Genomic DNA, 19,866 nt, shown 5'->3' on the forward strand with positions numbered 1-19,866 from the left:
GCTTTGGGTTCAATCGCGCGTCACACGCAGCAGCTCTTCGCGGGTGGTCACGCCGCTTTGCACCAAGCGTTCGCCGTCGTCGCGCATCAGCACCATGCCGGTGGCCAGGGCGGCGTCGCGCAGTTCGGCTTCGGCCGCCTGCCGGTGAATGAGGGCGCGCAGGTGCTCGTCGGCCACCAGCAGTTCGAACACGCCGGTGCGGCCCGCGTAGCCGGTGTGGCCACAGGCCTCGCAGCCTTTCCCCGCACAGACGGTGCAGGTCTTTCGCACCAGACGCTGGGCCAGCACACCCAGCAGCGAAGACGACAGCAGGAAGGGCTCGACGCCCATGTCGGTCAGGCGGGTGACGGCGCTGGCGGCGTCGTTGGTGTGCAGGGTGGCCAGCACCAGGTGGCCGGTGAGCGAGGCCTGGATGGCGATCTGCGCGGTTTCAAAGTCGCGGATTTCGCCGATCATGATCACGTCCGGGTCTTGCCGCAGGATGGCGCGCAAGGCTTTTGCGAAGGTGAGGTCGATCTTGGCGTTGACCTGGGTCTGGCCCACGCCGGCCAGCTCGTATTCGATGGGGTCTTCCACCGTCATGATGTTGCTGCGGGACGCGTCCAGCCGCTGCAGCCCGGCGTACAGTGTGGTGGTTTTGCCCGAGCCGGTGGGGCCGGTGACCAGGATGATGCCGTGGGGTTGGGCGATCAGGTGCTCAAAACGCTGCAACACGTCACCTTGCATGCCCACCGATTCGAGGCTGAGTTTGCTTTCCGATTTGTCCAGCAAACGCAGCACGGCCCGTTCACCGTGTGCGCTGGGCAGGGTGGACACACGCACGTCGATGGCGCGTGTGCCCAGGCGCAGGCTGATGCGGCCGTCTTGTGGCAGGCGTTTTTCGGCGATGTCCAGCTCGGCCATGATTTTGAGGCGCGAGATCAGCGCAGCATGCAGCGCCCGGTTGGGCTGCACCACCTCGCGCAACGTGCCATCCACCCGGAAGCGCACGCTGGAGTGGCGCTCGTAGGGCTCGATGTGGATATCGCTGGCGCCATCGCGCGCAGCCTGCGTGAGCAAGGCGTTGAGCATGCGGATGATGGGCGCGTCGTCGGCGGTCTCCAGCAGGTCTTCGATGGCCGGCAGCTCTTGCATCATGCGGGCCAAGTCGGCGTCGTCCTGCACCTCGCTGATGACGGCGGCGGCGCTCGATTCGCCCTGGGCGTAGGCGGCGCTGATGCGCTGGGCCAGGGTGGTGGCGTCCAGGGGCTGCAAAGCCAGCGGGCCGTGACGGCGTTGCACCTCGGACAAGGCGCTGAGCGCGTTCGTGTGGGCGGGCAGGGGCATGCGGTGCAACAGCACCGGGTGCTGGCCGTCGTCCTCCAGCAGCAACTGGTGTTCGCGCGCAAACGCGTAGGGGAGGGGGTGTTTCACAACGCCCTCGTCATTGTTCGCCGCTGACCGGCGTGGCTGTTTGTGCCGGGGCGCGCTTGATCGGGTTGTCGATCAGCGCGCGGTTGGGCGCCGACATCTGCGTGGGCAACACCGGGGCCTCGTTCACGCTGAGGATGCTGCTGGGTTTGGGCTGCACCACCTGCTGCGAGGCGCGCAGCATGTCGTAGCGGTCTTGGGTCAGCGAATCGGCCTGGCGGCCGTCGCGCATCACCACGGGCCGCAGGAAGACCATCAGGTTGCTCTTTTTGCGGGTGCGCCTGTCGTTTTTGAACAGGTTGCCGAAGATGGGCACATCGCCCAGGCCAGGCACCTTGTCCACCTTGCCGTCGTAGCTGTCTTGCAGCAGACCGCCCAGGGCAATGATGGCGCCGTCGTCCACCACCACGGTGGATTCGATGGAGCGTTTGTTGGTGGTGGGGCCGGCGGCGGAGCTGATGCTGGTTTCCACCACACTGCTGACTTCCTGGAACAGCGTCATCTTGACCGTGCCGTCCTCGCCGATTTGCGGGCGCACGCGCAGGGTCAGGCCCACGTCCTTGCGCTCGATGGTCTGGAAGGGGTTGACCGCGCCGTTGCCGCCCGAGTTGTTGTTGGTGTACTGGCCCGTGACGAAGGGCACGTTCTGGCCTATCACGATCTTGGCCTCCTCGTTGTCCAGCGTCAGCAGGTTGGGGGTGGACAACACGTTCGCATCGCCCTCGGTTTCCAGAAAACGCGCCAGGGCGCCCAGGTAATAGGTGCCGTTGATGCGTGGTACCAGGGCGATGTTCAAGCCGGTTTGCGGCAGGTTGGTGATGCTCCCACTGCCGCCCTGGGCCGCCAGGTTCAGGATGTTGCCGGTGGCCGCACCGCCGAAGTTGGTGCCAATGGCGCCGATGACACCATTGCCGGCGCGCCCCACCAGGCTTTGCCACTGGATGCCAAACTCGGCCGCCTTCTCGGCACTCACCTCCACGATCAGGCTTTCCACATAGACCTGAGCGCGGCGCGTGTCCAGCTTGTCGATCACCGCGCGCAGCTGGCGGTACTGGGGTTCGGGCGCGGTGATGATGAGCGAATTGGTGGTGGGGTCCGCCTGGATCTGGCCGCCGGTGCTGGGGCCCGCGTTGGTGCTCACGGGTGCGGTGGCGGCCGCGTTGCCTGTGCCCAGGATGCCCGCTGTGCGGGGCGTGTTGCTGGTGTTCATGTTGCCCGCAGCACCGCTGCTGGCCGGCGTGTTGCCCCCGCCGTCGGCCACCATGGCCGCTCGCAGGGTGGCTGCCAGTTGCACGGCGTCGGCGTTTTTCAGGTAGACCACATGGATGTTGCCGCTGGCGTTGCCCGAACTGGGCTGGTCCAGTTTGTCGACCAGCGAGCGCACCAGGGCCACACGCGCCGGGTTGGCCGCACGCAGCACAAGGGCGTTGCTGCGCGGTTCGGCCAACAAGGTGGTGCGAAAGCTGCTGTCGGTCTGGCCCTGGCCAGCCGCCGCCGCAGTGGGTGTGCCGCTGGGGCCACTTTCGATCAGCTTGAGGACCATGGGGGCCAGGTCGGCGGCCAGCGCATGGCGCAGCGGGATCACCTCGACGTCGCTGGCGTTGGACACATCCAGTGCGGCCACGATGCGGCCGATGCGCTGCAGGTTGTCGGCGTAGTCGGTGATCACCAGCGCATTGGTGCCAGGGTTGACGTTAATGGTGTTGTTGGGGCTGATCAGCGGACGCAGCACCGCCACCAGGTTGTTGGCCGACTCGTGGTTGAGGCGAAAGATCTGCGTCACGATCTGGTTGCCGGCTGGCGCACGCGCGCCCTCGTTGGCCACCGAGACAGCGGAACTCTGCAACTTGGCCTCGGCCTCGGGCACCACCTTGTACAGGCCCTGCGCCTCCACCATCGCAAAACCCTGCAGCCGCAGTGCGGCCGTGAACTGGTTGAAGGCCTGGGTGGGGCTGACGGCGGTTTCGGAGGACAAGGTCATGTTGCCCTTGACGCGCGGGTCCACCACCACGTTGCGCCCGGTCAGGGTGGCCATGGTGCGGGCCACGGCTTCGATGTCGGCGTTGACAAAATTGAGCGTGATCGGCCCACCCGGGCGCGCGGCCACAGCGGGTGCAGGCACCACGGGCAGCGGCGTTTGTGCCACCGCCAGCAGGGGCAGGGCGGCCAGCAGGGCTACCCGCAGGGGACGGGGCGAGAAGGGGTGCGGCATTCCAGACATGGCTTTTATCCTAGGGCAATCAGCGAGCGGCGACCGCTGCGTCTGCCCACAATGTTCAACAGATTGGAGAGGGCGGCTTCGTGGGCTTCGCTGGCCTGGGCCTCGCCGTTGAAGCGCAGGCGTCCGCCCACCCACTGGCCGGTGCCGCTCAGGTGCAAGGCACCGGTCAGCGTGGCCAGGTCAAGTTGCGGGTCTTGGCCAGCAGGGGCGGTCAACGTCAGCCGGTAGCTGCCCAGCGGGGCCAGGGTGGACAGGCGCGAGCTGAGGTCCAGCGCGTCCACCTGCAAGCGGCCGTCGAGCTGCAGGCGGCCTTGCACCCACCGGGCCTTAAGCCCTGGGCTGTCCAGGCGCAAGTGCCCCTGCAGCTGCAGCGTGTTCCAGGGCGTGCCCAGCCCGGCCAACAGCGCCGTGGGCCAGCGGCTTTGTTGTGGCGACAGGGCCAGCTCGAAACCGCCTCCCAGCGGGCGCAGCGTCGCCTGCAGACCGCCAGGTGCACAACAAGGCAGCTGCAGGTTCAGGCGCAACGCCGGACCGGCTGCCCAGGTGGGGCTCAACCGCCAGCGCACACCGTCTGGCAGGGCCGCCATGTCGCGGCTGCCAGGCCCACCGGTCAGCAACAAGTTGGCTTGGCCCTGCCACAGTGTGCCCTGGGGTTGGGTCAGTTCGATCCGCCCACCGCTGGCGGTGCCCAACGCCCAGCCCAGCCAACGCGCCGGTGCAAACAACAGGAGCGACAGCAGCCCACCGAGCAGCGTGGCCACCATGGCCACGCGCCACGGGGCCGCAGGTGCCGCAGGGGCGCGGCTTGCCCTCATGGCGCCCCGCCCAGGGCGGGGCCTGCCAACACCACGGTACCGCTCAAACGCAGCGCTGCGCCTTCGCCGCTGCGCTGCAGCCGGGTTTCAGTGGGCATCAACCGCGCATTGAGACGGGCCTGGGACAGCCATCGCGCCAAGGTGTCGGGCGTGGCGGCGGTGAGCTGCACCGTGACACGGTCGCCGCTCACGTTCAAACGAGCGGTGGCGCCAAGCGTCTGTTGTGTGGCCAATTCGATGGCGCGGACCGCGTCGGTGCGCGACACGGTTTGGGCGCCACGTTGCGCCGACAAGCTTTGGGCTTCTTGCGCCAGGGCCGTGACCTCGGCCAGTTGGGCATCGGCTGCCTGATGGCGTGCGGGCGCGGCTTGCAGGTGGCGCCACGCCGGTGCCAGCGCGAGCGCCCACAGCAGGTAGGCCACAACGGTGCCGATGGCCAGCCCCACGGCCACACGTTCCCGTGGTTGCAGGCCTTGAAAAAGTCGGCTGATCGCGGCCGTGTGTGTGGTGGAGACGGTGCGCATCAGGGGCGGGCTTTCAGGGTCAGCACCGGCGGCTCGCCAGCAAGTTGCACGCTCCAGCCAGCGGCTTCGAAGCGGTCTTTCCAGTTGCTGTCGGCCTGGGGCGCCACACGGAAACCCGACAACGTGACCTGGCCAAGGCCGTATTCCAGCGTGTCCCATTGAGCGGATGCCGGTGCCAGGTCTTGCAGCAGGGCCTCCAGATCGCGCGGCGAGGCTTCGCCACTGGATTGCCGCAGATCGGCCACGGCCCGGCGCATCTGCACCGGTGCGTCCAGCACCAGCGTGATCTGCGGAAACCGTTCGGTGAGGGTTTGTCGAATCTGCGCCTGTTTGGCGGCCAGCGCCTGCTGGCTGCGCCAAGCCGTGATGTTGAGCGCGGCAATCTGCAGCAGCACCAAGGCCGCCAGGCCCCAGCGCACCGGTCGCCACGCCGGTGCGTGGAGCAGGGTGCGCGCGGTGTCGCGCAACCAGTGGCCGCGCCTGGCCTGCGCCGATTGGCTGAATTCGAACTGCGCCAGATCCCACGGGCCCTGCGCTGCGCGCACCAATTGTTCGGCCGTGCCCACGATGTCGGGGGGGCGTTGCAGCATCTGTTCGGCCAGGGCCGCGCTGGCGGGTTCGCTGATGCAGGTGGGCGCTGGGCCATTGGGGCTGTCGGCCACGCGGTCGAGCAGGGTGGCCCAAGGCGTGGAGGCTGAGTCGGGTGGGCAGGGGGCGCAGACCACGCCCAAGGGGCCGGCGGCGGCCAGCCAGACCTGACCACCGCGCTCGAAGGCGCGTTGTGTGGGTTCTGGCTGTGGCCACAGCAGCGGCGCCACACGCGCCACGGCGTGGCCGGCCGTTTTCAGGGCGGCCAGGGCAGCGCGCAGCCAGTCGGCCCGCAGCGCCGCCACCCACAGCGTCTGGCCGGGTTTGGCGCCGGGTGCCAGCGCAAAGTGCAGTTGGCCAGCGTCGTCGAGCAGGCGGTCTTCAAGCAGGCCGTCGAGCACGGCGCGCAGGCGCGAGGGGGCGACCTTGGGCACGGCCACCTGGTGCCACGACAGCAGTTGTGGTGGCAGCAGCAACACCATTTCACCGTCGGCGGGCAGACGGCTGGCAGGCGCGCTGCCGTGGGCATCAACGCGCTGGCCATCGGTCGTCCGCGCCCACAACCACTCGGTGGCAGGGCCGGGGGCATCGGTGGTGGCGCTGGGGGTCAGAAGGAGCACAGGCGGTTCTCGGCTTTCGGTTCGAGGCTCATTGTAGGGACGCGCTGTGACCGGTCGGGGGCGGTACCGTGGCCGCACGACGCTCGCGCCACAGCGGCGTGAGTTCGATGCTGGTCGGGCCACCGGGCCGGCGTTCGATCAGTGAGACCTCTTCGATCAGGGTGTCGTCCAGCCGCAGGCGCCCGTGGACCTCAAAAAACCGGCTTTGTGTGTCGAAATGTTCGCTTTGCAGCACGGCGGCGCTGACGGCGGGGAACCGCTGGCGCAGGTTCTCGCGGCTGGTGAAATGGGCGCTTTTGCGTTGTTCCACCAGGTTGCGGGCCAGGGCCATGTCGGCATCGGGCAGCGCCGCGTGCAAGGCCTCGGCGGTGGCGGTGTTGAGATTGAGTGGGGTGCGCTGGGGCAGCCAGGTGGCGTGTGGCGCCAGGGCCATTGCGCTGCGCAGCGACAGGCCCAGCCAGCCCACCTGTGACCACCGCTGCGGCAGCAAGGGCACACCGGGCGCAGGTGTGCCGGTGGTTTGGGCGGCGCTGGCGGCCAGCAGGTTTTGTTCCACGCGTGCCAGTTCGGCCTCGGGCAGCCCGAGCTGCTGGAACAGGCGGGCAAAGGCCAGGCTGTCCACCTCGGACACCACCTGCTTGCCATCGGTCTCCTTCACCAGGTTGCGCAGGTTCAGGCGGCCTTGCAGGTCAAATATCTCGCCCGACAGAAAGGCCTCCAGGGTGCTGTCGGCACTCTGGTCACGATCCGCTGCCAGAAAGCTGGACAGGCGTGCCTCGGCCAGTGGCAGGGCCCACGGCTCGCCCAGGTGGTCAGCGGGGCGTTGGTTGTTGTTGATCCCGTCTTCGCGCAGGATGAGCCGGGCCCAGTCCAGGGCCCCGGCCAAGATCCAGCTGGCCTGCACGCGTTGGCGTTCGGCGCTTTCCACCGCCAGCGCCCGCCATTGTTGCCACAGCGCCGCCGCACTCAACGTGGCCACCAGGGCCACCGTCAGCATGGCCAGCAGCAGCGCGGCGCCGCGCTGGCGTTGGGGTGCGCGCACACCGGGGGTCATGAGCGTCGCCTCGTCACCGTGGCACGGGCCCAGTCGCGCTGCAGCCGCCCCGGCATGGCGGCGTTGGGGGGCAACTGCAGCACCAGGCGCACACCGTCGGGCAGCGGCGAGGCATCGCCCGCGCCCTCGGCTCCCGTTGTGGGTGCACCGCTGGCCGACAGCGGGTTGGCCCAGGCGTTGTTGCGGTAGTAGAACAGCTCCCACGACACCAAGGGCATCAGCCGGACTTCGCCCGGCACGGCGTCGCTGCGAGTGGCCTGGGCCCACTGGGTGGCGTTTTGCCAGGCGCCCAGCAGCTCGGCCTGGGTGCGCAGGGGCGCCGACTGCCAGCGCGTCCACAGGCCGGTGGTGTTCTGGCGCGTCCAGGCCACCACACGCAGGCCCGGGCTTTGCAGTGGCGTGTCCATCACATCGCGACGGACCAGGCGCAACACCAGGCCATCGAAATCGATGGCGGCGAAGCCGGGTTGGGGCACCACCGCGTCCAGATCGGCGACCCACTGGCCCAGCGCGCCCTGCAGTTCGGTCAGGCTGTCGGTGCGTTCGCGGGTGATGGTCTGGGTGCGGTACATGCCGTCGATGGCCCGCCAGCTCATGAGGCTGAGCACCGCCATCACGGCAATGGCCACCAGCAGCTCCACCAGGGTGAAGCCATGTGGGCATCTGACGTGAGGGCTGCGCTTCATGTTCAGTAGCGCCCCAGCACGGTGGTCAGGTTCAGCAGCACCGGGCGCGCTGCGTCGCCGGGGTCGTCCACCCGTGCTTCGACGCGGCGGAAGTTGGGGTTGGGCGTGGCCTGAATCCCTAAGCGCACGCGCAGCGCACGCCCACCCTGTTCACAAGAGTGCTCAGACTCGCCAATACCCGGCCATTCGGACGACAGTCGCAGCCTGGCCAATTCGTTTTCGGCACACAACTGCGCCAGCCACTGGTCGGACTGGCGTTGCGCCTGGCGCGTGAGCGCGCCGGCGGCTTGTATGCCTGCGCTCAAGGTCAGCGCGACCACGGTCAACGCGACCATGATCTCGACAAGGGTGAAGCCCCGGGCGTTTCGGGTGTGCATTCGGTTCAGGGGGCGGCCAGACCACCGGTGGGCGCGAAGGCGCGCAGGCCGTTGCTGGCCAGTTCCAGCCGTTGATCTGCCAGTGTGAGCGACAGACGCTGTGGCGAGCCCAGGGGTTCCGGCCCCAGCACCAGCTCGCGCAAGTTGCCTGCTGGCTCAATGACCTGCACCGCCGTGCCAGGCACCAGCCAGGCACGCGGCTCGGTGAGCGATTCGCTGGCATCGCGCCGTGGGCTGGCGCCGATGAACTCAAAGCCCTGCGCAGTGGCGCGCCAGACGATGGGCGTGCCGCTGGTGCGGGCCTGCGCGCGCGCGGCATCGAGCAAGCTGGCCAAGCGCAATCCTTCACGTTCCAGTTGCTGCAGGCGGCTGTCGCGCAGGCTGAAGGTCAGGCCTGCCGCCATCATGGCGGCCAGGGCCACCACCACCATCAGTTCCAGCAGCGTGAAGCCCCGCGCAGCGGTGGCGTGTGGGGGCCAGGTTTCGCCGCCGGGCCGCCCCAAGGCGAAACAGCCCCCTCGGGGGGCAACGACCCGCGCAGCGGCGGAGTGTGGGGGCCAGGTTTCGCCGCCGGGCCGCCCCAAGGCGAAACAGCCCCCTTGGGGGGCAACGACCCGCGCAGCGGCGGCGTGTGGGGGCCTCATGCCCTCACTGCCAACTGCCGATATCCGCATCCTTGCCGTCCCCGCCTGGTTGACCGTCAGCCCCCAGCGACAGCACATCCACTTCGCCGTGCAGCCCGGGGTTGAGGTACTGGTAAGGGCGGCCCCAGGGGTCGGTGGGCAGTTTGTCGAGGTAGCGTCGCCAGTTGGGCGGCACCGGGGCGGTGCTCGGGCGCGCGGTGAGGGCGTTCAATCCCTGCTCGGTAGTGGGGAACCGCTGGTTGTCGAGCTTGTAGAGCTTGAGTGCCTGCGTCAGGTTGTTGACGTCGGTGCGCGCTGCCGTGCTGCGGGCATCGTCCGTGCGGTCGAGCACGTTGGGGACGATGAGGGCCGCCAGCACACCAATGATCACCAGCACCACCATGAGTTCGATCAGGGTGAATCCGCGCAGCGCGCGCAAGGTGTCGGGCAGGTGGCGGCGAGGCATGGCAGTCAAATGGGTCTCCCGGTGCAAAGTGGTGGTGGTGTTCCGCGTTGGCAGCGGGCTGTGGTCAATGATAATCGTCGTCCATGACCTTCGCGCGACACCGCCCTCTTGCTCCCGCCCCGGCTTCAGCCGCCACTTCGGCGCGCGTGCGTGCCTGGCCACCGGTGTTGGGCACGGCGCTGGTGTGGGGGGCGCTGGCCATGTCGGCAGGGTACTGGGGCTTGCGCTGGTGGGGCGAAGCGCCCAGCCGGCCACTGCCGCCAACGCCAACCGCCGCGCTGAACATCGACACCGGCCGGGTGGCTGCGGCATTGGGTGCGCGTGCCGCGAGCGACGTGCCAGCTGCCAGTGCGCCCGTGGCGGGGCTGAGCGCTCGCCTGCGGCTGCTGGGTGTGGTGGCCGGCCGAGACGGTCTGGGTGCGGCGCTGATTTCGGTGGATGGGCAGCCCGCCAAACCCGTCCGACGGGGTGGTGTGGTGGTGGAGGGTGTGCGTCTGCTGTCTCTGGGCGCACGCCATGCCGAGGTGGGGGACGATGCTGGGCGAACGCGTTTGGCGTTGCCAGACATCGAGGCGTCGCCCACCGTCGCCGCCAAGGTCATCGGGGCAGGTGTGATCAGGCCTTGAGGAAGAGCCGGTAAACCGGATTCAGCGTCTCCTCCACATAGGGGTAGCCCAGGGTGTCGAGGAATTTGGCGAAGGCCTTGTCATCTTTGGCTGGCACCTGCAGGCCCACCAGGATGCGCCCGTAGTCGGCGCCCTGGTTGCGGTAGTGGAACAGGCTGATGTTCCAACCTGGGCGCATCAGGCTGAGGAATTTGAGCAGCGCACCGGGCCGCTCCGGGAACACGAAGCGCAGCAGGCGTTCCTCCTGGGCCAGGGGTGAATGCCCGCCCACCATGTGGCGCACGTGTTCCTTGGCCAGTTCGTCGTGGGTCAGGTCCAGCGTGGCAAAACCGTGTTTGCCGAAGTTGGCCGCGATCTTGGTGCTTTCGCCTTTGGTGTGGGTGGTCAGGCCCACAAACACGTGGGCCTGCTGGCTGTCGCTGATGCGGTAGTTGAATTCGGTGACGTTGCGCGGCCCGCCGGGCAGGGTGCCGATCAGCTCACAAAAGCGGCGGAAGCTGCCACGCTCCTCGGGGATGGTGACGGCAAACAGGGCCTCGCGTTCCTCACCCACTTCTGCACGTTCGGCCACGAAGCGCAGGCGGTCGAAGTTCATGTTGGCACCACACAAAATGGCGGCGTAGGTCTCGCCCTTGGTCTTGTGCGTGGCCACATACTGCTTGATGGCCGCCACCGCCAGCGCGCCCGAGGGCTCGACGATGCTGCGCGTGTCGACAAAGATGTCCTTGATGGCCGCGCACACGGCATCGGTGTCCACCGTGACGAACTCGTCCACCAGCGCGCGGGCCACGCGGAAGGTTTCCTCGCCCACCAGCTTGACGGCCGTGCCGTCGGAGAACAGGCCCACGTCGGGCAAGGTCACGCGCTGGCCCGACTCGACCGAGCGCATCATGGCGTCCGAATCGTTCATCTGCACGCCTATCACCTTCACCTCGGGGCGCACCGCCTTGATGTAGTTGGCCACGCCGCTGATGAGGCCACCACCGCCGATGGCCACAAACACCGCGTCCAGCGGGCCCTGGTGCTGGCGCAGAATTTCCATGGCCACCGTGCCTTGGCCTGCGATCACGTCCGGGTCGTCAAAGGGATGGACAAAGGTCAGGCCCTGGTCCTTTTCCAGCTTGACCGAGTGGCCGTAGGCGTCGGAATAGCTGTCGCCGAACAGCACCACCTCGCCACCCAGCGCCTTGACCGCATCGACCTTGACCTGGGGTGTGGTGGTGGGCATGACGATGACCGCGCGCGCCCCCAGCTTGTGGGCGCTCAGTGCCACCCCCTGTGCGTGGTTGCCGGCCGAGGCGCAAATGACGCCGCGTTTGAGCTGATCGGCCGAAAGGTGGGCCATCTTGTTGTAGGCACCCCGCAGCTTGAAGCTGAACACCGGCTGCTGGTCTTCGCGCTTGAGCAGCACCTTGTTGTGCAGGCGCCGGCTCAGGTTCTTCGCCGGCTCCAGCGCCGATTCCTTGGCCACGTCGTAGACCTTGGCGTTCAGGATGCGGGTCAGGTAGTCGGCCGGTGTGAACTGGGTGACGGGACTGGTGACGGGGGGCTTCTTGGCGGGCATGGCGGGCGGTTTCAGGCAACGGGGTAACCCGTCATCATACGAAACCGCTTGGTGGCGCCCTGCTGTGCACAGGCGAAAAAAAACCCGGACGTTTCGGTCCGGGTTTGAATCCACCCCGTTGAGGGCAGAGGAGACAACTGGAGCCTGCTGACTGGCAGCAGGTGTGTGCTTGGTTCGGTGAGCACCGGAGCCTTGCATACAATGCCGCCAGTATATCGAAATAATGTTGCGTCGCAACAGAAATTTGCGGGTTTACCCGAATATTTTAGAGAAGGCTCCCCAATGGATTGCACCGTCACCTGGACTGGCCACAGCGGCACCCGCTCGCACATGGGCTTTGTGGCCGAAACCGGCACGGGCCACATCATCAACATGGACGGCGCGCCCGACGCGGCCAAGCCTGAGAACGGCGGTGCCAACCTGGCCGCCCGTCCCATGGAACTGCTGCTGGCCGGCACGGGTGGCTGCACCGCCTACGACGTGGTGCTCATCCTCAAGCGTGGGCGCCACGACGTGCGCGGTTGCAGCGTGCAACTGACCAGCGAGCGTGCCGAGGTCGATCCCAAGGTGTTCACCCGGATCAACATGCACTTCACCGTGACCGGCAAAGGCATCCCCGCTGCTGCCGTGGAGCGCGCCATTGCCATGAGCCACGACAAGTACTGCTCGGCCAGCATCATGCTGGGCAAGACGGCAGAGATTACCACCTCGTTTGAGGTGGTGGAGGCGTAACACCCAACCGCATCTGCGGCTGGGTGGGGGTCACACCCGCTCAAAAATCGCGGCAATGCCCTGACCACCGCCGATGCACATGGTCACCAGCGCATAGCGGCCGTTGATGCGCTGCAGCTCGTGCAGCGCCTTGACGGTGATCAGCGCGCCGGTGGCGCCGATGGGGTGGCCCAGCGAGATGCCCGAGCCGTTGGGGTTGACCTTGGCCGGGTCCAGGCCCAGTTCCTTGGTCACGGCGCAGGCCTGGGCGGCAAAGGCTTCGTTGGCTTCGATCACGTCCAGATCGTTCACGCTCAGACCGGTGCGCTTGAGCACCGCCTGCGTGGCCGAGATCGGGCCCACGCCCATGATCTTGGGGTCCAGGCCGGTGTGGGCATAACCCACCAGGCGTGCCAACGGCTTGGCGCCACGCGCCTTGGCGGCAGCAGCGTCCATCAGCACCACGGCGGCGGCCGCGTCGTTGATGCCCGAGGCGTTGCCGGCCGTCACCGTGCCGTTTTCTTTCACGAACACGGGTTTCAACTTGGTCATGTCGGCCAGCGTGCAGTCGGGGCGGAAGTGTTCGTCGGTGGCCCAAGCCACCTCGCCCTTCTTGCTTTTGAGCATGATGGGCACGATCTGGTCTTTGAAGTAACCAGCTTCGGTGGCACGCTGGGCGCGGTTGTGGCTTTCCACGGCCAGGGCGTCCTGCATCTCGCGGGTGATGCCGTATTTGGCGGCCACGTTCTCGGCCGTCACACCCATGTGGATGTTGTGGAAAGGGTCGTGCAGGGCGCCGATCATCATGTCCACCATCTTGGTGTCGCCCATGCGCGAGCCCCAGCGCATGTTCAGGCTGGCAAAGGGCGCACGGCTCATGTTCTCGGCGCCGCCGCCGATGGCGATGTCGGTGTCGCCCAGCAAGATGGATTGCGAGGCCGAGACGATGGCCTGCAGGCCCGAGCCGCACAGGCGGTTGACGTTGAAGGCCGGCGTGCCTTCGCCCACACCGCCGTTGATGGCGGCCACACGCGAGAGGTACATGTCCTTGGGCTCGGTGTTGACGACGTGGCCGAACACCACGTGGCCGACGTCCTTGCCGTCCACACCGGCGCGTGCCAGCGATTCGCGCACCACGGTGGCGCCCAGCTCGGTGGGGGGGATGTCCTTGAGGCTGCCACCAAAGGTGCCAATGGCGGTGCGCACTGCGCTGACAACAACAACTTCTCGGCTCATGTGAAACTCCTGCGAAATGGATGGGCGGCCCCGCACGTGCGGCGCGGGCTCAACCCAACATCTTAGCCCTCGGGCTGATGCCAGCCTGACGCGGGTTCAGGCCATCCACCGTGCCAGTACTTGCAGCCGGCCCTCGATGTGGCGCGTTGCGAGCATTTCGCCCATGGCGGTGAACTCCCCGGTGATGTGGCTGATGTTGACCTGGTGGGTTACCAGCACCAGTGGGCCGGGGCCGCGCCAGGCGCGCGCGGCGGCCAGCACCTGAGTTTTGCCCTGTTCGGGGTCGCCCTGGCCCTGGAAGGTGGAGTTGATGGCCGGCCAAATGGTGGCTGGGCCGAATGCCAGGCGTGCGGTGTCAAGGCAGCGGCACCAGGCGCTGCTGCGCACCTCAGCCGGTGTGATGCCCTGATCGGCAAAAGCCACTTTCACGCGGGCCGCCTGGGCCCGGCCGGCGTCGCTGAGGTTGCGCTGGCTGCTGCACTGGTCCAGCCGGAAGCCCGGCGGGTCGCCCACACCGGGCTCGGTCTGGGCATGGCGCATCAAAATCACCGTGCCGGGCTGTTGGGCCGCGTGCCAGAAAGCCACCAGGCCAGCTTGGGAGCGTGCCTGTGGCACACACAACAGGGTGGCGCCGGCCAGCAACAGGGTTCGGCGTGCAGGGGAATCGGGGTTCATCGTCGGCGTCCTGGGGCAACTCGCACACAATGGAGCTTCCCATTCTGATGAACGCGGCCAACAGTTGCCCAAGCAGGGACATGCAGACCCCCCAAAGCGACCCCACCGGAGACGACTGGCATCCTGTGTGCCAGGCCAGCGAGCTGGTCAACAGCGGGCTGGCGTGCTCGTTTGATGTGAACTACGCCGGCCAAACCTGCCGCGCCTTTGCCGTGCGGTATGCCGGCCAAGTGCACGCCTACCTCAACCGTTGTAGCCACGTGGCCATGGAGATGGACTGGCAGCCCGACCGATTTTTTGACCTCACCGGCCACTACATCGTGTGCGCCGCCCATGGCGCCATGTTTCGGCCCGACAGCGGGCAGTGTGTGGGCGGGCCGGGGCGGGGTGGTCTGATGAAGATCGAGACCGAGGAGCGCGACGGTGTTGTGTTCTGGCGGTCACAATACCACCTCAAGCCGGTGCAGTTCTGAGCGCGCGGCGCCACTTTTTTTATCAGCCCCATGGAAGACTTTCGCGTTTCCGATGCCCCCAGCGCCGCCACACCGGCCACCCCCACCTCCGCCACCCCCGGATGGGAGCGCGCAGCGCTGGAGCGGCTGTTGATGGCCCAGCTCAAGGAGCAACGTGCCGCGAGGCGCTGGCGGGTGGCCCTGCGCCTGCTGTGGCTGGGATTTCTGGGCACGGTGGCGTGGCTGTTGTTCGCGCAAGTGCCCACCACGACCAGCGTCAGCACACCGCACACGGCCTTGATCGAGGTGCAGGGTGAAATTGCGGACGGCACCGAAGCCGGTGCCGACCAGGTGGTGGTGGCCTTGCGCCAGGCCTTCGAGGACAGCGGCTCGCAGGGCGTGGTGCTGCTGATCAATTCGCCCGGCGGCAGCCCGGTGCAGGCCGGCATGATCAACGACGAAATCCACCGCCTCAAGGCTTTGCACAACAAGCCGGTGTATGCGGTGGTGGAGGAAACCTGCGCCTCGGCGGCCTATTACATCGCCGCCGCAGCGGACAACATCTACGTGGACAAGGCCAGCCTGGTGGGCAGCATAGGTGTGTTGATGGACGGGTTTGGCTTCACCGGTTTGATGGACAAACTGGGCGTGGAGCGGCGCTTGCTCACAGCGGGTGAAAACAAAGGTTTTCTCGATCCCTTCAGCCCCCAAAGCGAGGTGCAGCGTGCTTACGCGCAGTCCATGCTGAGCGAAATTCACAACCAGTTCATTGCCGTGGTGCGCAAGGGGCGTGGTGACCGCCTCAAGGAAACCCCGGAGATGTTCAGTGGCCTGGTCTGGAGCGGCGAGAAGGCGGTGGCCCTGGGCCTGGCCGACGGTCTGGGCAGCCTGGACCAGGTGGCCCGCGATGTGGTCAAGGCCGAAGACATTGTGGACTACACCCAGCGCGAAAATGTGGCTTCGCGCCTGGCGCGCCGGTTTGGCGCGGCCGTGGGCGAGGGCGCCGTCAAGGCCTTGCAACACGGCGGGCTGTCGCTGCGTTGAGAGGCCCGCAACCGCAGGTGGGTTTTCGCCGCCGAGGCTCTGACAAATTCGCCACCTGCTGCCACAATGGCCTCGTAGCAACACAGCAGCGAGGTGGGGCATGGCGGCAGGTTCGAGCACAGCACAGGTGGGCGGGGGCCGGCCATGAAGCGCAGGCCCTTGTACAGCTCACGGCGCGCCGCGTCCTTGCCCCCGGCAACGACGGACGCGGTTGGGGGCGCTGCAGCGTCCTCACCACACACACCACCGGTCTCAACGGCGCTTGCCGCCACCCCTTCGACGGCAACGGTTGCAGCCGCCGCACCGCGCTGGCAGCGCTGGGCTGCCCACCCCGCCGCCCTTTGGTTGGGCATGGGCGTGTTGGCCACGTTGCTGCTGCTCAACCTGTGGCGCACCGGGCCTGCCAGCAGGCCACTCACCCAGAAGACCATCGATGCCGCGGTGCTCAAAACGCTGGAAACCCAGGTGCTGCCGTCGGCTGCGGCCCGCGCGCAAGAAGCGGTGGCGGGTTCGGTGGTGCGTGTCATGGCCTATGGCAAACACCCCAAAACCGGTGAAGAGGTGGAAATGGGCGTAGGCACCGGGGTGGTCATCGTGGACAAAGGCGTGATCCTGACCAACCTGCATGTGGTGGGCGGCGCCAAAAAAATCCGCGTGGCTTTTGCAGATGGGCTGGAGGCCGACGCGAGCATGACCGGCGCGCAGCCCGAAAACGACCTGGCCGTGCTGCAGGCCCACGAAATTCCCGATGACCTGTATGCCGCCACCATGCGTTCTACCGGCGACCTGCAACCGGGTGATCAGGTGGTGGCGGTGGGTTTTCCCTTTGGCATCGGGCCTTCGGTGTCGGCCGGCGTGGTATCGGGCCTGGGCCGCTCCTTCCGCTCGCCCGAAGGCAAGCAGACCATGACCAACCTGATCCAGTTTGATGCCGCTGCCAACCCCGGCAACTCGGGGGGGCCGCTGGTCACCATGGACGGCGAAGTGGTGGGCATCGTCACCGCCATCCTCAACCCCACCTCGGCCCGCACCTTTGTGGGCATCGGTTTTGCGGTGCCTATCGAGAACGCCGCCTCAGCCGCCGGCTTGCCCCCGTTCTGACCCACACAAGGAACTCACATGAGCGATGTCCGCCAACAAGACCCCGCCACCGCCCAGTTGATGGAGCGCATCCTCTATGAAGTCAAACGCGTGGTGGTCGGGCAGGACCGTTTTCTGGAGCGGGTGATGGTGGCCATGCTGGCCCAGGGCCACTTGCTGGTGGAAGGCGTGCCGGGGCTGGCCAAAACGCTGACCGTCAAGACGCTGGCGCAGGCGGTGCGTGGGCAGTTCAAACGCATCCAGTTCACACCCGATCTGGTGCCGGCCGACCTGGTGGGCACCCGCATGTACAACCAGAAAACGGCCGAGTTCAGCACCACGCTGGGCCCGGTGTTTGCCAACCTGCTGCTGGCCGACGAAATCAACCGCGCACCGGCCAAGGTGCAGAGCGCGTTGCTGGAGGTGATGCAGGAGCGCCAGGTCACCATCGCGGGCGAGTCGCACAAGGTGCCTGAGCCTTTCCTCGTGATGGCCACCCAGAACCCCATCGAAACCGAAGGCACCTACCCGTTGCCAGAAGCCCAGGTGGACCGCTTCATGATGAAGGTGCTGGTGGACTACCCCACCGACGAGGAGGAGTACGTCATCGTCGAACGGGTCACCGGCCCGCGCATCGACGTGGTGCCCGTGGCCAGCACCGAGCAACTGGCCGCCTTGCAGGCGCAATGCCGGCAGGTCTATGTCGATCCGTCGTTGGTGCAGTACGCGGTCAAGCTGGTGTCTGCCACGCGCAAACCCGAGGCCCATGGCCTCAAAGACCTGAGCCGCTTCATCACCTTCGGCGCCAGCCCGCGCGCCACCATTGGCCTCACCGAAGGCGCGCGTGCGTTGGCCATGTTGCGCGGGCGCAGCTACGCCTTGCCCGAGGACATGGTGGACCTGGTGCCCGACGTGTTGCGCCACCGCGTGGTCTTGTCCTACGAGGCGCTGGCCGAAGGCCTCACGCCAGAGCAGGTGGTGGACAAAATCATGGCCAAGATACCCCCGCCGGCCAAACCGTTGGAACACGAGCAACGCGCCGCCTGAGGCCCGCCATGGCGTCCAGCTTGCCCGCCCACCCCGCGCCCCCGGTCGAATCGGCGGCCGCGCTGTTGCGCCGCATCGAGTGGACGGTGCTCAAACGCCTGGACGGCCTGTTGCAGGGCGACCACCGGACCTTGATGCGCGGCACCGGGCTGGACCTGGCCGACCTGCGCGAGTACCAGCCCAGCGACGACGTGCGCCACATCGACTGGAATGTGACCGCACGCCTGGGCCTGCCCCACGTGCGCCAATTCATGGAAGACCGCGACATGAACGCGTGGTTTCTGCTGGACTTGAGCGCCTCGGTGGACTTTGGCTCCAACACCCAGACCAAACGCCGTCTGTCGCGCGAATTTGTGGCGGTGCTGGCGCGCTTGTTGGCCGGGCATGGCAACCGCATTGGTGCGTTGTTGTACGGCGGTGGGCTGCACCGCGTTCTGCCGGCGCGCAGCGGCCGCCAGCACCTGCTGGAAATCCTGCATGCCATGCGGGAACCCGACGTGGCGCCACCCGACGGCGACACCACCCGCCTGCACGATTTGCTGGCCGCAGCCAGCCCCGTGCTCAAGCGACGTTCGACCGTGTTTGTGGTGTCCGACTTCATCAGCCAGCCCGGCTGGCACCAGGCGCTGGGGCGGCTGGTGTTGCGCCACGACGTGGTGGCCGTGCGCCTGCTCGACCCGCTGGAGCTGGAGCTGCCCGACCTGGGCCTGCTTACGCTGCGCGACGCCGAAACCGGTGAGCACCTGGTGGTGGACACCCACGACGCCGCATTTCGCCGCCGTTTTGCGCGCATTGCGGCCCAGCGCGAGGCCGAGCTGCGCGACAGCCTGGCGCAGGCCGGGGTGGACACGCTGGAGCTGTCCACCGACGACGACCTGGTCGACGCGCTGCTGCGTTTTGTGGACCTGCGCCGCCGCCGCCAACAACACCGGGGTGCCGCCCCGGCGCCCCACCTCAACGCCGCCTGACGTCAACCCAGGAGGATGGCCATGAAAATCCCGCTCACCTTCTTCTGGCCGCAGTTTCTGTGGCTGCTGCTGATCGTTCCTTTGTTGTTGCTGGTGTATTTTTGGCTGTTGCGGCGCAAGAAAAAAACGGCGGTGCGATACGCCAGTTTGGCCATCGTGCGCGAAGCCATGGCCGGTGGCTCGCAGTGGCGGCGCCACGTGCCCCCGGTGCTGTTCCTGCTGGCGCTCACAGCCATGCTGCTGGCCGCCGCGCGGCCGTTCGCCACACTCAGCTTGCCGTCGCTGCAGCAGACCATCATTCTGGCCATGGACGTATCGGGCAGCATGCGTGCCACCGATGTGGAGCCCAACCGCCTGGTGGCTTCACAAAACGCGGCCAAGGCCTTTCTGGCCGAGCTGCCGCGCCATGTGAAGGTGGGCATCGTGGCCTTTGCCGGCACCGCGCAGGTGGTGCAGTCGCCCACCCTCAGCCGCGAAGACCTGGTGGTCGCCATCGACAAGTTCCAGCTCCAGCGCGCCACCGCCATTGGCAGCGCCATCGTGGTGTCCTTGTCTGAAATCTTCCCCGATGCCGGCATCGATCTGTCGTCCATGGTCTACGGGCGCGACCGCCAGCGGGGCATGGCCATCGACCAGAAACCGTCGGAGCCCAAGGAACACACGCCCGTGCCCCCAGGCTCTTACTCGTCGGCGGCCATCATTTTGCTGACCGATGGCCAGCGAACCACCGGCGTGGACACCATGGAGGCCGCCAAGATGGCCGCCGATCGGGGCGTGCGTGTTTACACCGTGGGTGTGGGCACGGTAGAGGGCGAAACCATCGGGTTTGAAGGGTGGTCCATGCGGGTGCGACTGGACGAGGAGACCTTGAAGGAAGTGGCCGACCGCACGCAGGCCGAGTACTACTACGCCGGCACGGCCGAAAACCTCAAAAAGGTCTACGAGACCCTGAGCACCCGCCTGACGGTGGAGAAAAAGGAGACCGAAATCTCCAGCCTGCTGGCGCTGCTGGCGGCGGTGTTGGCCACGCTGTCGGCGGGGCTGTCGCTGCTGTGGTTCAACCGCATTGCCTGAGCGGG

At 67.2% G+C, this 19,866-nt stretch carries 21 protein-coding genes; 8 read left to right on the forward strand and 13 right to left on the reverse strand.

Annotation, left to right across the window (positions count from 1 at the left end; all coding sequences use genetic code 11):
• Window positions 1-9: 9 nt before the first annotated feature.
• From ACFQU0_RS11980 to gspG, 10 genes are read right to left on the reverse strand one after another with little or no spacing between them, the layout of a single operon-like run.
• Window positions 10-1,413 carry a GspE/PulE family protein gene (locus ACFQU0_RS11980; RefSeq protein ID WP_382201025.1) on the reverse strand — a complete coding sequence of 468 codons (1,404 nt, stop codon included), beginning with the start codon at window positions 1,411-1,413 and terminating at the stop codon, window positions 10-12.
• Between the two features lie 10 nt (window positions 1,414-1,423).
• Window positions 1,424-3,631, reverse strand: a complete 2,208-nt coding sequence (gspD, locus tag ACFQU0_RS11985) for a type II secretion system secretin GspD (RefSeq protein WP_382201027.1) — start codon at window positions 3,629-3,631, stop codon at window positions 1,424-1,426.
• Between the two features lie 5 nt (window positions 3,632-3,636).
• Complete coding sequence (gene gspN, locus ACFQU0_RS11990) at window positions 3,637-4,446, reverse strand: type II secretion system protein N (RefSeq protein WP_382201029.1); 810 nt, start codon at window positions 4,444-4,446, stop codon at window positions 3,637-3,639.
• Window positions 4,443-4,970, reverse strand: coding sequence for a type II secretion system protein GspM (gene gspM / locus ACFQU0_RS11995; protein ID WP_382201031.1), 528 nt, complete (start codon window positions 4,968-4,970; stop codon window positions 4,443-4,445). Before gspM ends, gspN begins: the two co-directional genes overlap by 4 nt.
• Window positions 4,970-6,178: a type II secretion system protein GspL gene (gene gspL, locus ACFQU0_RS12000; RefSeq protein ID WP_382201033.1), complete on the reverse strand. Its 1,209-nt coding sequence runs from the start codon at window positions 6,176-6,178 to the stop codon at window positions 4,970-4,972. The genes gspM and gspL overlap by 1 nt, the downstream gene beginning before the upstream one ends.
• A gap of 28 nt (window positions 6,179-6,206) precedes the next feature.
• A complete protein-coding gene (gspK, locus tag ACFQU0_RS12005; protein WP_382201035.1) occupies window positions 6,207-7,232 on the reverse strand; it encodes a type II secretion system minor pseudopilin GspK in 1,026 nt (341 codons plus the stop codon).
• Window positions 7,229-7,918, reverse strand: coding sequence for a PulJ/GspJ family protein (locus ACFQU0_RS12010; protein WP_382201037.1), 690 nt, complete (start codon window positions 7,916-7,918; stop codon window positions 7,229-7,231). Before ACFQU0_RS12010 ends, gspK begins: the two co-directional genes overlap by 4 nt.
• A 2-nt stretch (window positions 7,919-7,920) precedes the next feature.
• Window positions 7,921-8,295, reverse strand: a complete 375-nt coding sequence (gspI, locus tag ACFQU0_RS12015) for a type II secretion system minor pseudopilin GspI (protein ID WP_382201039.1) — start codon at window positions 8,293-8,295, stop codon at window positions 7,921-7,923.
• Between the two features lie 5 nt (window positions 8,296-8,300).
• Window positions 8,301-8,939, reverse strand: coding sequence for a prepilin-type N-terminal cleavage/methylation domain-containing protein (locus ACFQU0_RS12020; protein WP_382201041.1), 639 nt, complete (start codon window positions 8,937-8,939; stop codon window positions 8,301-8,303).
• Window positions 8,940-8,943: 4 nt separating this feature from the next.
• A complete protein-coding gene (gene gspG / locus ACFQU0_RS12025; RefSeq protein WP_382201158.1) occupies window positions 8,944-9,384 on the reverse strand; it encodes a type II secretion system major pseudopilin GspG in 441 nt (146 codons plus the stop codon).
• A gap of 83 nt (window positions 9,385-9,467) precedes the next feature.
• Between gspG and ACFQU0_RS12030 the strand changes: the two genes are divergently transcribed.
• Window positions 9,468-10,010 carry a type II secretion system protein N gene (locus tag ACFQU0_RS12030; protein ID WP_382201043.1) on the forward strand — a complete coding sequence of 181 codons (543 nt, stop codon included), beginning with the start codon at window positions 9,468-9,470 and terminating at the stop codon, window positions 10,008-10,010.
• Here the strand turns inward: ACFQU0_RS12030 and ilvA are convergent.
• Window positions 10,000-11,574: a threonine ammonia-lyase, biosynthetic gene (gene ilvA, locus ACFQU0_RS12035; protein WP_382201045.1), complete on the reverse strand. Its 1,575-nt coding sequence runs from the start codon at window positions 11,572-11,574 to the stop codon at window positions 10,000-10,002. The genes ACFQU0_RS12030 and ilvA overlap by 11 nt on opposite strands.
• A 282-nt stretch (window positions 11,575-11,856) precedes the next feature.
• On the opposite strand from ilvA, the gene ACFQU0_RS12040 reads away from it, so the two are divergent.
• Complete coding sequence (locus ACFQU0_RS12040; RefSeq protein WP_382201047.1) at window positions 11,857-12,306, forward strand: OsmC family protein; 450 nt, start codon at window positions 11,857-11,859, stop codon at window positions 12,304-12,306.
• 30 nt (window positions 12,307-12,336) lie between these two features.
• Here ACFQU0_RS12040 and bktB read toward each other — a convergent pair whose 3' ends face one another.
• Together bktB and ACFQU0_RS12050 are read right to left on the reverse strand one after the other, a co-directional pair.
• Window positions 12,337-13,521, reverse strand: coding sequence for a beta-ketothiolase BktB (bktB, locus tag ACFQU0_RS12045; RefSeq protein WP_382201049.1), 1,185 nt, complete (start codon window positions 13,519-13,521; stop codon window positions 12,337-12,339).
• 96 nt (window positions 13,522-13,617) lie between these two features.
• The gene (locus ACFQU0_RS12050; RefSeq protein ID WP_382201051.1) at window positions 13,618-14,196 is read right to left on the reverse strand and encodes a histidine phosphatase family protein; all 579 of its coding nucleotides are present in this window, start codon (window positions 14,194-14,196) and stop codon (window positions 13,618-13,620) included.
• An 80-nt stretch (window positions 14,197-14,276) separates the two neighbouring features.
• Between ACFQU0_RS12050 and ACFQU0_RS12055 the strand changes: the two genes are divergently transcribed.
• From ACFQU0_RS12055 to ACFQU0_RS12080, 6 genes are all read left to right on the forward strand, one after another.
• Window positions 14,277-14,669: a Rieske (2Fe-2S) protein gene (locus ACFQU0_RS12055; RefSeq protein ID WP_382201053.1), complete on the forward strand. Its 393-nt coding sequence runs from the start codon at window positions 14,277-14,279 to the stop codon at window positions 14,667-14,669.
• 30 nt (window positions 14,670-14,699) lie between these two features.
• Complete coding sequence (locus tag ACFQU0_RS12060; RefSeq protein WP_382201055.1) at window positions 14,700-15,692, forward strand: S49 family peptidase; 993 nt, start codon at window positions 14,700-14,702, stop codon at window positions 15,690-15,692.
• A gap of 144 nt (window positions 15,693-15,836) precedes the next feature.
• Window positions 15,837-16,793, forward strand: a complete 957-nt coding sequence (locus ACFQU0_RS12065) for a S1C family serine protease (RefSeq protein WP_382201057.1) — start codon at window positions 15,837-15,839, stop codon at window positions 16,791-16,793.
• Between the two features lie 18 nt (window positions 16,794-16,811).
• The gene (locus tag ACFQU0_RS12070) at window positions 16,812-17,819 is read left to right on the forward strand and encodes an AAA family ATPase (RefSeq protein ID WP_382201059.1); all 1,008 of its coding nucleotides are present in this window, start codon (window positions 16,812-16,814) and stop codon (window positions 17,817-17,819) included.
• Window positions 17,820-17,827: 8 nt separating this feature from the next.
• Entirely contained in the window at window positions 17,828-18,787 is a 960-nt protein-coding gene (locus tag ACFQU0_RS12075) for a DUF58 domain-containing protein (RefSeq protein WP_382201061.1), read from the forward strand.
• Window positions 18,788-18,808: 21 nt separating this feature from the next.
• The gene (locus tag ACFQU0_RS12080; protein WP_382201063.1) at window positions 18,809-19,861 is read left to right on the forward strand and encodes a VWA domain-containing protein; all 1,053 of its coding nucleotides are present in this window, start codon (window positions 18,809-18,811) and stop codon (window positions 19,859-19,861) included.
• Window positions 19,862-19,866 lie beyond the last annotated feature (5 nt).

Origin of the sequence: Hydrogenophaga defluvii (assembly GCF_042665235.1) — a bacterium.
Lineage (GTDB): Bacteria > Pseudomonadota > Gammaproteobacteria > Burkholderiales > Burkholderiaceae_C > Hydrogenophaga > Hydrogenophaga defluvii_A.

What these genes read in the sequence shown, in the direction of transcription:
- ACFQU0_RS12040 (WP_382201047.1), top strand. Translation starts at nt 11,857, where the DNA reads ATGGATTGCACCGTCACCTGGACTGGCCACAGCGGCACCCGCTCGCAC.
- ilvA (WP_382201045.1), bottom strand. Translation starts at nt 11,574, where the DNA reads ATGCCCGCCAAGAAGCCCCCCGTCACCAGTCCCGTCACCCAGTTCACA.
- gspI (WP_382201039.1), bottom strand. Translation starts at nt 8,295, where the DNA reads ATGCACACCCGAAACGCCCGGGGCTTCACCCTTGTCGAGATCATGGTC.
- gspG (WP_382201158.1), bottom strand. Translation starts at nt 9,384, where the DNA reads ATGCCTCGCCGCCACCTGCCCGACACCTTGCGCGCGCTGCGCGGATTC.
- ACFQU0_RS12070 (WP_382201059.1), top strand. Translation starts at nt 16,812, where the DNA reads ATGAGCGATGTCCGCCAACAAGACCCCGCCACCGCCCAGTTGATGGAG.
- ACFQU0_RS12055 (WP_382201053.1), top strand. Translation starts at nt 14,277, where the DNA reads ATGCAGACCCCCCAAAGCGACCCCACCGGAGACGACTGGCATCCTGTG.
- gspK (WP_382201035.1), bottom strand. Translation starts at nt 7,232, where the DNA reads ATGACCCCCGGTGTGCGCGCACCCCAACGCCAGCGCGGCGCCGCGCTG.
- ACFQU0_RS12080 (WP_382201063.1), top strand. Translation starts at nt 18,809, where the DNA reads ATGAAAATCCCGCTCACCTTCTTCTGGCCGCAGTTTCTGTGGCTGCTG.
- ACFQU0_RS12065 (WP_382201057.1), top strand. Translation starts at nt 15,837, where the DNA reads ATGAAGCGCAGGCCCTTGTACAGCTCACGGCGCGCCGCGTCCTTGCCC.
- bktB (WP_382201049.1), bottom strand. Translation starts at nt 13,521, where the DNA reads ATGAGCCGAGAAGTTGTTGTTGTCAGCGCAGTGCGCACCGCCATTGGC.
- gspM (WP_382201031.1), bottom strand. Translation starts at nt 4,970, where the DNA reads ATGCGCACCGTCTCCACCACACACACGGCCGCGATCAGCCGACTTTTT.
- ACFQU0_RS12010 (WP_382201037.1), bottom strand. Translation starts at nt 7,918, where the DNA reads ATGAAGCGCAGCCCTCACGTCAGATGCCCACATGGCTTCACCCTGGTG.
- ACFQU0_RS12060 (WP_382201055.1), top strand. Translation starts at nt 14,700, where the DNA reads ATGGAAGACTTTCGCGTTTCCGATGCCCCCAGCGCCGCCACACCGGCC.
- ACFQU0_RS12075 (WP_382201061.1), top strand. Translation starts at nt 17,828, where the DNA reads ATGGCGTCCAGCTTGCCCGCCCACCCCGCGCCCCCGGTCGAATCGGCG.
- gspD (WP_382201027.1), bottom strand. Translation starts at nt 3,631, where the DNA reads ATGTCTGGAATGCCGCACCCCTTCTCGCCCCGTCCCCTGCGGGTAGCC.
- ACFQU0_RS12050 (WP_382201051.1), bottom strand. Translation starts at nt 14,196, where the DNA reads ATGAACCCCGATTCCCCTGCACGCCGAACCCTGTTGCTGGCCGGCGCC.
- gspN (WP_382201029.1), bottom strand. Translation starts at nt 4,446, where the DNA reads ATGAGGGCAAGCCGCGCCCCTGCGGCACCTGCGGCCCCGTGGCGCGTG.
- ACFQU0_RS12020 (WP_382201041.1), bottom strand. Translation starts at nt 8,939, where the DNA reads ATGAGGCCCCCACACGCCGCCGCTGCGCGGGTCGTTGCCCCCCAAGGG.
- ACFQU0_RS12030 (WP_382201043.1), top strand. Translation starts at nt 9,468, where the DNA reads ATGACCTTCGCGCGACACCGCCCTCTTGCTCCCGCCCCGGCTTCAGCC.